This window comes from Paenibacillus chitinolyticus NBRC 15660, assembly GCF_000739915.1.
Taxonomy (GTDB): Bacteria; Bacillota; Bacilli; order Paenibacillales; family NBRC-103111; genus Paenibacillus_F; species Paenibacillus_F chitinolyticus.
Genome location: NZ_BBJT01000007.1, coordinates 184448 through 198815, shown reverse-complemented (window position 1 = coordinate 198815; position 14368 = coordinate 184448). Strand labels below are relative to the sequence as shown.

Here is a 14368-nt window from a genome sequence, read left to right as displayed (position 1 = left end):
AGGAGAATTTCATGATGACTATGAAAAAATGGCTGGTGTTCATCTGCCTCTTATCGATATTCGCGGTCCAGTTCGGCCAGGTCGCCGCTGCTGCTCCCGCGAGCGGGGCAGCGCGCACTTATCAGACCGCATTCACTGAAAGCGAAGCATCCTTGTCGGGTGCCGTAAGCTCCAAACAGAAGTATTTCGAGCTGATGGACTACTGGAACGTGGACACGGTCAAAATCAATCTGGATTATCAGGCCACGCAGCTCGCTAAAGAACTGATATCCAGTGTCACTTTATCCGTAAACGGTCATGCGTTTTATTCCTTCCGCCCTGTGGCCGCCGATAACGGGCGCCAGCGGTTGTCGGTATCCGCGCCTAAGGAATGGCTCAAGAAGGGCAGCAACGTGCTGGAGATAACCGGCTACATCCGTACGGTCGATAACGAGATATGCGCGCCGGACGATGCGCCCGATCACTGGCTCAGCCTGTTTACGACATCGAGCATCGATGTGGCCTACACGAACGCCGAGTTGAAGGCGGCCATCAACGATTTCAGTCACCGTTTCGCGGGACTGGATACGGTCGGCGCCGGACAGAGCGTCCTGACGGTACCGGATAACGGCGACTCCGCCGAACTGGAGGCGGCCGTATACGCGCTCTCCGGCTTCGCCAAGGCCAAGAAAAACGCGGATAAGGATATTCCGCTGCTGCCTTACCGGGCCGATGTGCTGGAGGACAAGCAGGCGGTTGTCCTCGTCGGGCTGTATGACCGGCTTCCGGAAGGAATCAAGGGGCTGCTGAGCAAGCAGGATTACAACACGAAGGCCGTCATCCAGCTGGTGAACAAGGACACGCAGCCGACGCTGGTCGTGACCTCCCAGAATCCGAAGCTGCTCGTTCATGCGGGCCGTTTCGTCGCCAATCCGTCCCTGATGGAACAGACGGACAGCGACCTGAAGATCGTCGAGGAGAGCACCGATGTAACGACGCCTCCCGTTGCTTACAGCACCCAGGTGACGTTTACCGAGACGGGCGATGAAGTGAGAGGGCCGGGCCACCGGGAGAAGTCCTATTTCGTATCCCTGCCGACCAACCGGTCCATCGCGGATGCCGGTCAGATCACTCTCGATTTCCGGTATGCCCAGAATCTCGACTTCAACCGTTCTCTGGTGACGGTCTCCATTAACAACATTCCGATCGGCAGCAAGAAGCTGACGAAGGAAATGGCTAACGGAGACAAGGCCGTTTTCGCGATTCCGTCCAACGCCGCGGTATCCGGCAACTTCTCCGTGACGGTCGCTTTTGACCTGCAGATGATCAGTGCCGCCTGTACGCAGAACGGCAATCAGACGCCATGGGCCTTCCTTACGAAGGATTCCATGATTAATTTCAAAACGAAGGACCGGACGGATATGCTGTTCAACAACTATCCGTATCCGTTCCTGCGTGACGGAGTGTACAACCGCGTAGCGGTCGTGCTTCCCGAGGCGAAAGATGACTACACGTACCGTTCCGTCTCGAATGTGTTCAACCTGCTGGGCCAGTATGCCAGCGGCAACACCGGGGACGTCCGTTTTTATAAGGATACGGCGGGATCGGACGAGCTGAAGGATTCCAATATTATCGCCATCGGTACGTTTATCGACAACAAGCTCATTCAGGAAAACAACAAGAATCTATACTTCAAGTACGATCCCAAGGGCGAAGGCATTCTGTCCAACGAAAAAATAAGCATTGAAACCGAGTACGGAAAACGGCTGGGAACGCTCCAACTTCTGGCCTCGCCATTCCAGGCGGGCAACGGCTTTCTGGCCGTGACGGGAGCCCGTGCCGAAAACTATTACCTGGCTTCCAAGCTGATCGCCAACGAGAACGCCAAGTGGAAAGTATACGGCGACGGCGTCTTCACCGATAAGGATGGCAGCGTCAGCGCTTACCGGTTTAAGAAAGAAGCGGGTGAGGGAGACCAGTCCCTGGTGAAGGACGTGCTGCAGCGCGGCGACGTTCTCGGCTTCCTGGTCGCTTTCGTGCTGATCGCCGCACTTGCGGTTCTCTCGCTGATCCTGCTGATCCGCAAACACTTGAAGAAGAGAGGTGGCCGCGATGAAAGTTAATCGTAGTTCGCTTCTATCCGATATCGCTTTCCTGGTGCTGCTGGTGCTGTGCAACATCTGCGTCGCTTTCACTGCCGGGGACCCGAACAAGTACGTGGAAAATCTGATTTTCCTCAATCTCGCTTTCTTCTTTGTGATAGTCACTTACTTCACCACGGTTACAGCCGGGCTCATCCTGAACATCGTGTTCATTTTCGGGTACGGGACCTACATTCTGTACGAGACCGTAACCCGCGGGGAGACCATTGGCGTATCGACTTACTTCTGGCTGATCATGACGCCGGTCCTGACGGTGGTCATCTGGCTCTTCACGACGGCGACGAGGCAGCTCCAGGCCGAGAACGACGATCTGCAGAAGCAGAAGGCCCGGCTGGCGACGCTGGACGAACGGACGGACCTCAAGAACAGCCTCGCGTTCCGGAAGGATGCGAATGTGTTCGCGGGGATCTCGACCCGGTATAACATTCCGTTGACGCTGCTCGTCATCAAGGTGAAGTACTGGAACGAGATCCGCCCGCTCATCGGCGATGAACAGCTTGCGGAAGCTATTATCGACGTCTCCAAAATCAGCCAAGCCAGCATCCGGACCAACGATGCCCTGTACTTGCTGGACAAGGAAGACGCCACATGGGGGCTGCTGTTGTTCACCGACCGTGACGGGGTCAAAGTCGTGATGGAACGGATCAAGCAGAGCCTGGAAGAGTTCAACACCCGGGAATTTGCCCAGAAATACAAGGTCGACCTCAGTTTGAAAATGGGTGCGATCCAGTACCAGGCGGAGACGATCCACTCACCGATCGACTTTATCGTTCAGGCGAAGAAACAACTGGAATATGACGTTTAGGAGCTTTTTGTTGCATGAAAAAAACCGGTATGCTGAATGGCTCAGCGTACCGGTTTTTGTGTATGGAACCAGGCTCCAAAGGGAAAATGATTCTTATCGTCGGTTAACTTGCCGCTTTTGCTTGGGCTGCATTCCTGCCTTCAAGAAGCAGGCTCCAGCCGGTCAGAACAACGGCGGCCACCACCATGATGCCGCCCACCCAGGTGGTATGGATCAAGCCCATACGTTCGGTGACGATACCGCCCAGGTAAGCGCCGATGGCGATCCCGGCATTGAACGCCGCGATATTGATCGCGGATGCGACATCAACCGCTGCGGGAACATAGCGTTTGGCGAGCGTCAGGACGAAGACTTGAAGCCCGGCCACGTTCATAAAGGCGAACAGCCCCATCAGTATGATGGTAATCAGTCCGGCTGCCTTGTAAGGAGCCGTAAAAGCAAGCGTGAACAGGACGACTGCTTGCAGAAGGAACATGACCAGCAGAGCGGGCAGAGGCTTGCGGTTCGCGGCTTTGCCGCCGATCACGTTGCCCACGGCAATGGCTACCCCGTAAACGAGGAGGAGCAGGGTGACGGTATTCTCCCCGAACCCGGTGACGGTATGCAGCAGGGGAGACAGGAACGTGAACACGACGAAGGTGCCGCCGTAGCCCAGCGCCGTAATGACGAACATCAGGAGCAGCCTGCCGTTCGTCACGAGCTTAAGCTGATCGCGGAACGTGGTGCGGACTCCCTTCGGCAGGGTGGAAGGGATGAGCACGCTGTTCGCGATGAAGGCGACGACGCCCACAACGACGATGGCCGCAAAAGCGAGCCGCCATCCCCACTGCTGGCCGATGAAGGTGCCGATCGGCACGCCGGTAATGGTCGCCACGGTCAGTCCCGTGAACATGATGGAGATCGCGCTGGCGCGGCGGTGTTCGGGCACGAGATCGGCCGCGATGGTCGAGCCGATGGACATGAAGACCCCGTGGGCCAGCGAAGAGACAATGCGGGCGGCAAGCAGGACGCCTATGGTCGTCGCTCCGGCGGCCAAGCTGTTGCCGATGATGAAGACGACCATAATCCACAGGAGCAGCGTTTTCCGCGTCATCGTGGAGGTCAGGGACGTCAAGATCGGGGCACCGAGCGTAATTCCGAGCGCATACATGGAGACAGTAAGTCCCGCTGTCGTCAAGGAGGTCTGCAAGTCCTCCGCAATCAGAGGCAGCAGCCCTACGCTGATAAACTCGGTGGTGCCTATAGCAAATGCGCTAATGGCCAGGGCCAGTAGAGCGAGTGTGCTTTTCTGTGAAACGGCAATCATGGTTCTCTCTCCTATCGGTTCAGAATTCCGGGTATAACTGGAAGTCTGTTATTTGAACGAACGGTATGGTGAATACCGGCCGGTGAATGCTATTATGGGGGATAGAGACCTGCATGAAAAGAACGTACTTTTAAGTATTATAGGTACTTGAGAGTAACGTAGTATCTTTGGGGAAACCTATAAAATGGAGGCTGAAACATGACAACAAAGAAGAAATACAACATACCGGTTGAAGCGACTTTGGAGATTATCGGGGGAAAATGGAAGTGTGTGATTCTATGCCACCTGACGCACGGGAAAAGGCGCACCAGCGAGCTGAAGCGCCTTATGCCGACGATTACGCAAAAAATGCTCACCCAGCAGCTGCGAGAGCTGGAGGAAGACGGAGTTATCAAAAGAACGATCCACCAGGAAATTCCGCCTCGCGTGGATTACGAGCTTAGCGAATACGGGTGGGGGCTGAAAAAAATCCTCGATTCTCTTTGCGCCTGGGGCGAGAATCACATCGTTAAAGTATACGGGGACAAGTCAGCCGTCCTGGAAGACAGTTTTTTAAACGACAAAAGCTTTGATAAGGAAGAAGAGTCGCCAGTAAATTGACATAACATAGGAGGAATTCTAAAATAATTCTATGACTATCGAACAATTAATTGTGGAAGACGAGCAGCGGGTCAAGATTTTTAAGGCGCTGGCCGAAGTGAAGCGGATCGAGATGATCCGGTATCTTCATCGTCATGACCGCAGCAATACGTGCGGGGAAATTGGCGAGTCCATAGGCATGGACAAATCGAACGTATCGTATCATCTAAAGATTTTGTATGAAGCCGGCCTCATAAAAGTGAGCCGCAGCGGCCAGAATAAAACGAGCGAACTGTGTAGAGACGTGTTTTATCGATTTTTGCCGGGTTTCTTGGACAGTTTGTAAAATTGTCGGGAAGCCTGTGTTTTTTGGTCAATAGTTGAAGAGTTTTAAAACTATCAAAATAGGGTAAAAAACAGGTCACGCCCCCTTTGATGCAGCTAGTTTGTCCGGTAGCTTTATTTTTTATTAACCATTGTTCAATAAAACCAACGAGAAATGAGTGAATTCATGTGCCGATGAACAAACAGATCTTACTCCGTTCGCGTCCCGAGGGTATGCCGACCGTAGATCATTTCGAATTCAGGGAAGTTCCCGTATCCGATCCTGCCGAGGGCCAGGTTGTCGTGCGTTCGCTGTACTTGTCCGTTGACCCGTATATGAGAGGCAGGATGAACGAATCCAAATCTTACGTGCCGCCTTACAAGCTGGACGAGCCGATCAGCGGCGGGATTGTCGGGGAGGTCGTATCGTCGCGTTCGGAGCAATTTGAAACAGGGGACAAAGTGCTGGGGATGCTCGGCTGGCAGTTGTACAACACGGTAGACGCTTCAGCCGTCCGCAAAGTGGACGAAGACCTGGCCCCGCTGTCCGCTTATTTGAGCGTACTCGGACTAACGGGAATGACGGCCTACTTCGGTTTGCTGGATATCGGCAAGCCGCAAGAAGGCGAGACCGTCGTCGTGTCCGGCGCGGCCGGAGCGGTGGGCATGATGGTCGGGCAGATCGCGAAGCTGAAAGGAGCGCGCGTCGTCGGTATCGCGGGCTCGGACGAGAAAACCGCCTACCTGGAGAAAGAGCTGGGCTTCGATGCCGCGGTTAACTATAAAACGGCGGATAACCTGGATGAAGCAATCGCGAAAGCTTGTCCGGACGGAGTTGACGTTTACTACGACAATGTGGGCGGACGAATTTCGGACACCGTGATGAAACAGCTGAACGACCATGCACGGATCCCGCTTTGCGGCGCCATTTCCTCCTACAACAGCACGGACGGCGACCTGGGTCCCCGGATTCAGCCTCAACTGATTAAGACCCGTTCTCTGATCCAAGGCTTCGTTCTGAGCGATTATGCTTCCCGTTTTCATGAAGCCGGGGCCGATTTGGGCAAATGGCTGTCCGAAGGGAAGTTGAAGTACGAAGAAACGATTGTGGAAGGCTTCGACAACGTTCCTAAAGCGTTCTTGGAGCTTTTTAAAGGAACCAATCTGGGAAAAATGCTTGTAAAAGTAAGCGAGGCGGACGGAGAGTGACCGAGAATCTTGCGGTTTAGAGATGTCAGTATATGGGGAACTGGTCACACGGCGGCGGACATTTTGCCATACCGGACAAACGAAAGAGATCCAGTTTCGCACCCAGGCGCTGAACAATCTGCAAGAGGCCATCGGGAAGCATCAATACTTTTATGCACAAGAAAAGGATTTTGAAGCGCAAGGCATAGTACAAACGGAAAAAGAAAAACCCTCCGGTTCCGCATTTGCGGTTTCGGAGGGTTTTTGGGTTTTGCGGGTATACAGGTCGCTAGGCCCGGATTGTCCATTATGGCCTTTTCGGGGTGTTCCTGGAATAAGGTTTTTTTGTTTGGTCTTAATAGGTGAAGAAGGACAAGGTATAAGGAGCACTTCCGTATTGGGAGGAGTCGTGTCCGTAAACTTTAAAATAGACGGTGTCACCAGGATAGATGGGGCTGAAGCTGACACTATCTTCTATCCCGTTGCCGTGGTCACTGGCTGTTGTCGTAGCCTCGAAGTTATTATGTTGAGACAAAATTTGTATAACTTGCAGATCATAATTATTGTTCGAAGGGCTGTAAAGATGAACAGAAGCGCTGCTTATCCTGTTCCCCGTGTTGTTGGTCCATGTAAAATAATCAACATCCGTACTGTCGGAAATAGTTTGCACGGCAGCTGAATTGGGGGAAATAGGAATTGCGGTTCCCCGGGAGTCTCCCACTCCGTCACTTGCAAAAGCCGATTGAGATCCTACCAGTAATGCTGAAGCAACAACACCTAAGGCCAACAAATTTTTTGCGTATCTTTTTCGCATATGATCTCCTCCAACCCTGATTTTAGGAACTTTAAGCTCCAATAGAATAGACAGGTTAAAGAGTGAAAAAATTACAAAATTTGTTAAAATTATTATTTTATTCAAACTCTGCATTTGAGAGGTTTTTTGTGCGTTTTTGTTACAGCCGATCGTTAGGGAACGGATTGCTCGTTTTGGACGTGATGATTTCACGCTGCGAGCCGTCTTTCTTGATACGGCCGAGAGAAATAACGATGTCTGCGTAACGGTGCGTTTCGGAACTCTTTGTTTCATAAGTGATGAAATAGATCCAATCGCCGATAACATTTAACTGAACAAGAGTGTTGTCTACCCGGAGTTTTTCCCCGGCACCCTGCAGATCGGTCAGGTAGACTTTGCGGTCAAGGAAGCTCAGCGCCTTTTCCAGAACGAGATAATCGGGTCCTACATAATAACGGCTCAAGGGCACGTTGTCCACAGCCACAGATTCCTCGCCGGTCTGTATGGACATTTTCAACAGCTGGTTAGCGTCCTTATGGTAGTAGATGGAGCCGTTGGCCGCGCGCAGTTCATGAACGAATTCCTTTGTGTAGGTTTTGCGGTTTCGGCCGTCAAGGTCCAGGGAATAGAGACCTCCGGTGCTCCGCTTGTAATAGATGCGTCCTTGATAGAGGACGAAATCCATTACATCCTCGTCTTTTTGCGAAAGTTCTTGTTTGCCGCTTCCATCCAGCTTCATCTTGAAAAGAGGGCCTGAGCCGAAACCCGCCGTAACGTTATAGTAAATCCAGTCTCCGGTTACATAGACTTGTCCGGCTTTTTCTTTGCTGAGCTTCGTGCGTTCGCTGCCGTCGGGCCGAATCCGGTACACTTCCCCCGCGTCGGTCCGTTCTCCTTGAGTGAGAAGCCGGTAGTATACCCAGCCCCCGGTCACTTGGATCTGAACGGCGGGGTCATCCGTGATTTTTACAGGCTGCGACCCGTCTTCTTTCATCCGGTACAGCTTGCTTTCATCGCCCACATTCTGATAATACACCCACCCGTTCGATTGGGTGACGAATGCTTGATTCAGAATGTTCTGGACGTCGTTTCCTTCGCCCGGGGCAAACACGGAAGCCGGGGCCGGCGTATCACCCAGAGTTACCGTCCGGGTATCGGCATTCCAAGCGATGGCAACGCCGAGTGCATCGGCAATGAAACGGACAGGCACCATGACCCGGCCGTTTTCTTGCTCCGCGGGAGATTCCAGTGCGGCCTCGCGCCCGTCTATGTGCGCCAGAGTGCTCCCGACCGTCAGGTCGATAAGAGTGGCGCCTTTGCGCACAGTGGCGGTTTTCGTCGATTGGGACCATTCGACTTCCGTGCCAAACGCCTCTGACAGCGACCTCAGCGGGACGTATGTCAAGCCGGACTCCCCTTGAATATAGGCGCGGGAATCGGGAAACAGTTCGGCGCCGTTGACGACGACCGACACATCCTGTCCCGGTGATGCGGATGCGGAGGAGATCCCTGCGGAGAAGTCGAACAGAGAGAGTCCGATCAGCGCGGGAACAAGGCGCAAGAGCCGCCCTGCTTTCCTTTTGAAGCGTGAAGAATTACCGTTTTTGCTGTTCCTGGTATGTAAACCTGAAGAGAAGAATGCGTTCATTCTGGATGCAACCGACCTTTCGAAAGAAGATAGTTTCCTATATCGGATGATAAGGACAATCCTTGCAGACCTTTCGCTACGCCCGGATATACAGCGTAAATTCCTGTCCGTCTCTGACCGGTTCCTGAGCCATCGTATAGCCGTGCTTCACCACTTCTTCCGGTACGTTGCGGAAGGCGGCCGGGCAGTCTGCAATCACCTGCAGAAGCTGCCCTTTTTTCATATCGCGAAGGGTTTCCAGTGTATAAATGACGGGATAAGGGCAGGATTCGCCCCTGATATCGAGTGTGTAATCAACGGACATGTGTGGTGTCCCCTTTCTTGAATCCGGTTCCGAACCGGTAGTTTTTCTGCCAATAAGCGGCCACGGCGAATCCGGCCGCAAGCAGCGCGAGCGTAGCGAACAGGGCGCCGTAAGGGCCCATCAGCGGGATCAGGTTAATCTTCGAGCCGCTCTTCGCGAGCAGGTTGAAGACGCCGAGATGATCCCAGGCGTAAGCCAGTGCGGTCGCTCCGATAATGTTGCCGATAAAGACCGGCAGAAAGACGACCTGGCCTTCCATCAGCCGGTACATCATGCCGGTTTCGCAGCCTCCCGCAAGCACGATGCCGAGGCCGAACAAAATTCCGCCCACAAGCGTGCTGGGTGCGGCGATTTTGGTGATAGGCTCCAGCCCGTACACGAGGATGATGATCAGTGTAGCCACAGAGCTGATCGCCATGCCTGCGGTAATGGCCTTGGTCATGGTGGCCCGGCCGCTGATCCAGAGATCCCGGAACGCCGAGGTGAAGCAGATCTGCCCGCGCTCGATCAGAATGCCGAAGGCGGCGCCGAAAATCGCGGCGGCGCCGAGCATGGTTTTGCCCGCGGCGAAGAAATAAACGATAAGCGCCGCGTAAGCGAGGGCAATCCCGGCCCCCACGTAAGGCTGCACGATCCGTTTCTTCGCGGCTGACGGGGCTGCGGCCGTATTGCCCTTGCTCAGCATGGGCTTGCCTTTCCACCAGGCCGTGTTCACGACCTTCACGCCGAGATAAGTGCCGATCGCGGTAGCCGCGATGAAGATCCAGGAGTGCAGCGAGAACTGCGGCACGCCCGTGAAGAAGGCGGCCAGGTTGCACCCGAGGGCCAGCCTTGCGCCGAAACCGGCGATAATTCCTCCGGCAAACCCCTGCACAAGCCGGCGTTTTTGCTTCGGGATGCGGATTTTAAAATTGTTGCTGAGCAGAATCATAACGAGGGCGCCGATAAACATCCCCCAGACGATCCATCCGTCGGTACGGGTCAGCGTAGTCCCGTTCATGCCGACCAGCTTGAAATAAGCCCAATCCGACACATCCACGCCGAAGAGCTGGAGAATGTGCCCGCCCAGACGGGTGAATTCCCCGGTTACCGCCCAAACGGTGTTCGTGATGCCGAAGTACAGAGCGCTTAAGACGCCGGCCAAACCCATGGCGATATAAGGACTCCAGTAATGAGTGAAAATTTTTTTGACGGTCTCCCGCATACTTCTTCTAGCCCCTTACTCTGAGTAGTCAATCTTATCCATCCTTCATTCTACTACAACCTCCGGAACAATAGGGGAATTCCGCTTTATAAAAAATTCCGTAAAAACAAAAAATCAGGGCAAAAGTTTCTTTTGCACCTGATCCGAATTGTGACTTCATCCGTTCCATGAGGAGGACCGGACCCGTTATTCGCTTCCGTTTTTAACGAAGGCAAGCAGCTTCTCCAGCCACTCCGACTCCAGCTTCATCCGGCTTTGGACATACTCCTGTATGAGATGAACGCTCGGCGGCGTTTTATCTTTGAAGGCATCCCATTCCTGATTCTGCTGCTCGGTCCTGTTCCTCAGCTTGTCCATGACTTCCTCGATCAGAAAAACGAGCTTGTTTTTGTCGGCATGCTTCAGAAACAGGGTAGGCGAGTAGAGCGATTCGACTCCGGTGAAATTCCGGAAGCTCGCGTAGATTTCCTGTTCCAGAAACTCGCGGCCTTTCGGGGTGATTCCGTAGGTCGTTTTCTCCGGACGGTTGTCGTCGCGGATGACTTCCAGCTTTTCGATGCAGCCCTTTTTTAACAGGACATCAAAATTGTAGTAGAGGGTTCCGTCGCTGATCTTATGGACGTCTTCCATGTTGTTCTTCTTGAACATTTTCTTTATATCGTAAGGGTGGTGGTTGCCTTCGCATAAGATTCCCAGAATAAAAATCTGCAGTGACATCGGAAAGTCTCCCCTTTGAACTATCATGGTGAAAAGCCGGGGGCCATCGGCCCCGCAGACCTTCTTATTTTACACGAAGAGAGCTCAAGAAGCATCCGTCAGCGCTTTTTTCTTGAATCCGGGAGAAACGAACAGATAGGCCAACTGTCCGACCACAAGCGACGCTATGGCCATACCGGCGAGTCCGAGGAGATTTTCCCCGATCTTGCCTCCGCCGAAAAGCAGGCTGAAATCGGTTTGGACGGTGTAGTACATGATGGAGATGTGGCTTATCCATCTGAACAGAGCCGGCATCATATCCTGCGTCATGACGGCGCCGCTGCTGATGGTCTGGAACAGCATGAGCGTCAGGTTCGCGAAAATCGCGGCGTCTTTGAGCAGGTAGCAGAAAATAGACATAAATTCGATCGCCGCGAACAGCTCCAGCGCATGAACGAGCCATACCTGAAGGAAGACGCTGGCCTCGTAACCGCCTTGAATCAGGAAGTAAATCGTCAGGCCGATCAGCGGAGAGAAGAAGGCGACAAGCGCGTTTACTCCCTGCGCGTACCAGAAAGCCTTGGCGCGGCCGAGGATAGGGGTATAGGCCCGGGTTGCGCCCGTAACCATCATGGAGAAAATCATGGCTCCCACATAACTGACCATGGCCAGGAAGAAAGGCGCCATCTGGTTATGCATCCCCGCAGGCACTTTATTGATATTGATCGTGCTCGGCGCAAGCTTCGTCGGGATCTCGGCCGCGAGCTGCTTGGCCTGCTCTTCGGGCATATTCAAGTTTTGCAAAATGCCCTGGGCGCTTTGTACGGCGAACTGCTGGTTCAGGCTGCCGGTAATTTGCGTAACGACCGACTGCATCGTACTGGTAACCGTCGCCGGGTTGGACTGGTTGATCATAAAATCTATGGGAGCTTTCTGGTTCTGCTGGGAAAGCTTCTCCGTAAAGTTCGCGGGGATATGGATGACCATATGAACGTCACGGTCGTTTAGCTCCTCCCGGGCCTGCTCCAGAGAAGCGCCTGTCGTGACGCGGAAAGGGAGCTCTTTCTGCAAGTTGGCGGCGATTTCCTTGCCGGCCTGCGTATCTTCGTTGACGATCGCGACCTTAAGCTCGTCGATATTCTTCGGAATCGCGCTGTATCCGGACATAAAAATGGCGATAAACGCGACCTGGTAAAACAGGATCATCGTTAACCCGCCGATCACGGCTTTGCTTTTCATAAAATTTAAAAATCCGTTCACGTGTTCTCACTCCTAGAGAAATATATTCTATCTAAAGTACTCTAATTAGAGTAATTTATTTTTGTAATTCTACGCTTGGCGGGCCGGCTTGTCAAATGAATAAATGATGAACGGGTCTTAAACATGAAACTAAGTCAGAAGACTTAAATTTTATGAAATCTTTATCGAAAAAAGCCGAAAATAGCATGTTTTAAAACCGTGATTTCAGGTTTAATAGGAATTAAGACCTAAACATTACATAAAAAAGAGGAACCTTATGAAGTTTAAACAGAAGCTTGCGCTCAGCTTTGCAGCGGTATTGCTGCTGACTCTCACGGTCGGGGCTATCGGGCTCTACCAGCTTACCTCGGTAAACCAGGTATATCAGAGTCTCATTAACGACCGGGTAGAGAAAATTCTGATTATCAAGGATTTGGGAACAACCGCGGCCGAAGAAACCAAAAACGTGCGGGGTTATCTCCTGACGGGCAATGAAGAACATTTTAAAAGTTACGAGCAGGACAGACAGACGTTCAAAGCGGATATGAGCAAGCTGCAGGCTAATATACATCAGGACAAGTCCAAAGAACTGGCCGCCCGGCTAAGTAGTCTGGAAGAACAGTATGCGGGTATCGTGGACGAAATAGCGGCCTACAAAAAAGCGGAGGATATCCGGAATTACACCCGGCTGGTAGAAGAAAAGTGCGTGCCCATGGCCCGCCAACTGGCGGATACGGCTGCGGAGCTGGAAGACTTTCAGCAAGCGCAGTTGAACCAGTCCGTTCAGGAGATTTCACACAAGGTAAGTGACATCAAGATGCTTCTGCGGGTCACGCTTCTTACGGCGCTTGTCGCGGGCATTGTGCTCGCTTATCTGATTACCCGGATGATCGCACGCCCCGTAACACTGGTGGCCCAGGCGGCCAAGCGGATCGCGGAGGGCGATTTGACGGGCGACGATGTGCGGCTGAGGCAGAAAGACGAAATCGGCCAAATGGCGGGGGCTTTTAATGAAATGAAAGCGAACCTGCGGACGCTGCTCGCCAAAATCAACCGGAACGCCGTTGAAGTGGCCGCCGCTTCCAAGGAATTGTCGGACGGCTCCGAACAGGCGGTCACGGGCGCGCAGCAGGTGGCCGAATCGATGCAGGATATTTCCGGGACGGCCGACCGGCAGGTGAACCAGCTGCGTGAAAACAAGCAGGCGATCGAGGAAAGCGCTCAGGGTATCCAGCGCATTGCCGAGTCCGCTTCGATCACAGTGGAGTCATCGGAACAAGCGGCGCTTCAGGCGGAAGAGGGCAGAAAGCTGCTCGGGGAAACCGTGGTCCAGATGCAGCAGATCCGGACCACGATAGAACAATCCGCCGAGGTTATACATGACCTGGGCGAGCAGTCCAGAAACATTGAGAAGATCACGGCCTTCATCCAGGATATCGCCCGGCAGACGAACCTCCTGTCGCTTAATGCGAGCATCGAAGCCGCGAGGGCCGGGGAGCACGGCAAAGGGTTCGCCGTGGTGGCGGGAGAAGTAAAGAAGCTGGCGGAGCAGACGGGGGAAGCTTCGGAGCAAATCGCGAAGGGTATTCAGCGGATGGTGCAGACGGTAGCTCAATCGGTGACCGCCATGAACCGAGGTTCCGCGGAGGTGGAGGCGGGAACGCGCGTTATGAACCGCACCGGGGAAGCGTTCAACGGCATCTACCAAGCGATCGGGGCCGTAACCGGCCAGGTGCAGGAAGTCTCGGCGGCAACCGAAGAGCTGTCGGCCGCTATGGAGCAGCTGCTTAAGGCGGAGGAACAGCTCGCCGGCTTGTCTGCGGATATTTCCGGCCATTCCCAGAGTGTAGCGGCTGTCTGTGAGGAGCAGCTCGCCTCCATGGAGGAGATTTCCGCGTCTTCCGACGCGCTCAGCCACATGGCGAAGGAGCTGCAGGACGAAATTCAGAAATTCAAATTCGAGGGCGATGAACCGGGGGCGGCAAGTCAGCCAAACGCTCATTACCGAGGACAAGGGGAGCTGGCCGCATCGGCTTCCTAAAGCGTTCCGGCCTGCCTGCAATAAGAACAGCCGTCGGCCTCGGAGGAAATCTCCGGGGCCGGCGGCTTTTTGGCATATGGGCGGAAGCAAGGGAAGGGCG

General features: G+C 53.6%; 13 protein-coding genes. 6 read left to right on the top strand and 7 right to left on the bottom strand.

Translation table 11 applies throughout. The features are described from left to right. The first annotated feature begins 14 nt into the window (after window positions 1–14). Window positions 15–2102: a cellulose biosynthesis cyclic di-GMP-binding regulatory protein BcsB gene (locus PCH01S_RS18105; RefSeq protein WP_255246851.1), complete on the top strand. Its 2088-nt coding sequence runs from the start codon at window positions 15–17 to the stop codon at window positions 2100–2102. After that, window positions 2092–2946: a diguanylate cyclase domain-containing protein gene (locus PCH01S_RS18100; protein WP_042231455.1), complete on the top strand. Its 855-nt coding sequence runs from the start codon at window positions 2092–2094 to the stop codon at window positions 2944–2946. The genes PCH01S_RS18105 and PCH01S_RS18100 overlap by 11 nt, the downstream gene beginning before the upstream one ends. 103 nt (window positions 2947–3049) lie before the next feature. On the opposite strand, the gene PCH01S_RS18095 is transcribed toward PCH01S_RS18100, so the two are convergent. After that, window positions 3050–4252, bottom strand: coding sequence for an MFS transporter (locus PCH01S_RS18095; RefSeq protein ID WP_042231451.1), 1203 nt, complete (start codon window positions 4250–4252; stop codon window positions 3050–3052). Between the two features lie 198 nt (window positions 4253–4450). On the opposite strand from PCH01S_RS18095, the gene PCH01S_RS18090 reads away from it, so the two are divergent. From PCH01S_RS18090 to PCH01S_RS18080, 3 genes are all read left to right on the top strand, one after another. Then, window positions 4451–4852, top strand: coding sequence for a winged helix-turn-helix transcriptional regulator (locus PCH01S_RS18090; RefSeq protein WP_042231449.1), 402 nt, complete (start codon window positions 4451–4453; stop codon window positions 4850–4852). A gap of 31 nt (window positions 4853–4883) precedes the next feature. After that, window positions 4884–5177 (top strand): ArsR/SmtB family transcription factor, encoded by a 294-nt coding sequence (locus tag PCH01S_RS18085; protein ID WP_042231448.1) that lies wholly within the window; start codon window positions 4884–4886, stop codon window positions 5175–5177. Between the two features lie 167 nt (window positions 5178–5344). After that, window positions 5345–6364: an NADP-dependent oxidoreductase gene (locus tag PCH01S_RS18080; RefSeq protein ID WP_129112440.1), complete on the top strand. Its 1020-nt coding sequence runs from the start codon at window positions 5345–5347 to the stop codon at window positions 6362–6364. A 334-nt stretch (window positions 6365–6698) separates the two neighbouring features. On the opposite strand, the gene PCH01S_RS30535 is transcribed toward PCH01S_RS18080, so the two are convergent. From PCH01S_RS30535 to PCH01S_RS18050, 6 genes are all read right to left on the bottom strand, one after another. Beyond that, window positions 6699–7157 (bottom strand): hypothetical protein, encoded by a 459-nt coding sequence (locus PCH01S_RS30535; protein ID WP_129112439.1) that lies wholly within the window; start codon window positions 7155–7157, stop codon window positions 6699–6701. A 139-nt stretch (window positions 7158–7296) separates the two neighbouring features. Then, window positions 7297–8697, bottom strand: coding sequence for a DUF5050 domain-containing protein (locus PCH01S_RS18070; protein ID WP_042231444.1), 1401 nt, complete (start codon window positions 8695–8697; stop codon window positions 7297–7299). Window positions 8698–8860: 163 nt separating this feature from the next. Next, window positions 8861–9088: a sulfurtransferase-like selenium metabolism protein YedF gene (gene yedF / locus PCH01S_RS18065; protein WP_009675875.1), complete on the bottom strand. Its 228-nt coding sequence runs from the start codon at window positions 9086–9088 to the stop codon at window positions 8861–8863. After that, window positions 9078–10292 (bottom strand): selenium metabolism membrane protein YedE/FdhT, encoded by a 1215-nt coding sequence (gene yedE / locus PCH01S_RS18060; protein WP_042231441.1) that lies wholly within the window; start codon window positions 10290–10292, stop codon window positions 9078–9080. Before yedE ends, yedF begins: the two co-directional genes overlap by 11 nt. 186 nt (window positions 10293–10478) lie before the next feature. After that, the gene (locus tag PCH01S_RS18055; protein ID WP_042231439.1) at window positions 10479–11009 is read right to left on the bottom strand and encodes a PadR family transcriptional regulator; all 531 of its coding nucleotides are present in this window, start codon (window positions 11007–11009) and stop codon (window positions 10479–10481) included. An 84-nt stretch (window positions 11010–11093) separates the two neighbouring features. Continuing rightward, window positions 11094–12248 carry a YhgE/Pip domain-containing protein gene (locus PCH01S_RS18050; protein WP_084706635.1) on the bottom strand — a complete coding sequence of 385 codons (1155 nt, stop codon included), beginning with the start codon at window positions 12246–12248 and terminating at the stop codon, window positions 11094–11096. Between the two features lie 256 nt (window positions 12249–12504). On the opposite strand from PCH01S_RS18050, the gene PCH01S_RS18045 reads away from it, so the two are divergent. Next, window positions 12505–14268 carry a methyl-accepting chemotaxis protein gene (locus tag PCH01S_RS18045; RefSeq protein ID WP_042231436.1) on the top strand — a complete coding sequence of 588 codons (1764 nt, stop codon included), beginning with the start codon at window positions 12505–12507 and terminating at the stop codon, window positions 14266–14268. Window positions 14269–14368 lie beyond the last annotated feature (100 nt).

What these genes read in the sequence shown, in the direction of transcription:
- yedF (WP_009675875.1), bottom strand. Translation starts at nt 9,088, where the DNA reads ATGTCCGTTGATTACACACTCGATATCAGGGGCGAATCCTGCCCTTAT.
- PCH01S_RS18105 (WP_255246851.1), top strand. Translation starts at nt 15, where the DNA reads ATGACTATGAAAAAATGGCTGGTGTTCATCTGCCTCTTATCGATATTC.
- PCH01S_RS30535 (WP_129112439.1), bottom strand. Translation starts at nt 7,157, where the DNA reads ATGCGAAAAAGATACGCAAAAAATTTGTTGGCCTTAGGTGTTGTTGCT.
- PCH01S_RS18090 (WP_042231449.1), top strand. Translation starts at nt 4,451, where the DNA reads ATGACAACAAAGAAGAAATACAACATACCGGTTGAAGCGACTTTGGAG.
- yedE (WP_042231441.1), bottom strand. Translation starts at nt 10,292, where the DNA reads ATGCGGGAGACCGTCAAAAAAATTTTCACTCATTACTGGAGTCCTTAT.
- PCH01S_RS18055 (WP_042231439.1), bottom strand. Translation starts at nt 11,009, where the DNA reads ATGTCACTGCAGATTTTTATTCTGGGAATCTTATGCGAAGGCAACCAC.
- PCH01S_RS18085 (WP_042231448.1), top strand. Translation starts at nt 4,884, where the DNA reads ATGACTATCGAACAATTAATTGTGGAAGACGAGCAGCGGGTCAAGATT.
- PCH01S_RS18095 (WP_042231451.1), bottom strand. Translation starts at nt 4,252, where the DNA reads ATGATTGCCGTTTCACAGAAAAGCACACTCGCTCTACTGGCCCTGGCC.
- PCH01S_RS18100 (WP_042231455.1), top strand. Translation starts at nt 2,092, where the DNA reads ATGAAAGTTAATCGTAGTTCGCTTCTATCCGATATCGCTTTCCTGGTG.
- PCH01S_RS18045 (WP_042231436.1), top strand. Translation starts at nt 12,505, where the DNA reads ATGAAGTTTAAACAGAAGCTTGCGCTCAGCTTTGCAGCGGTATTGCTG.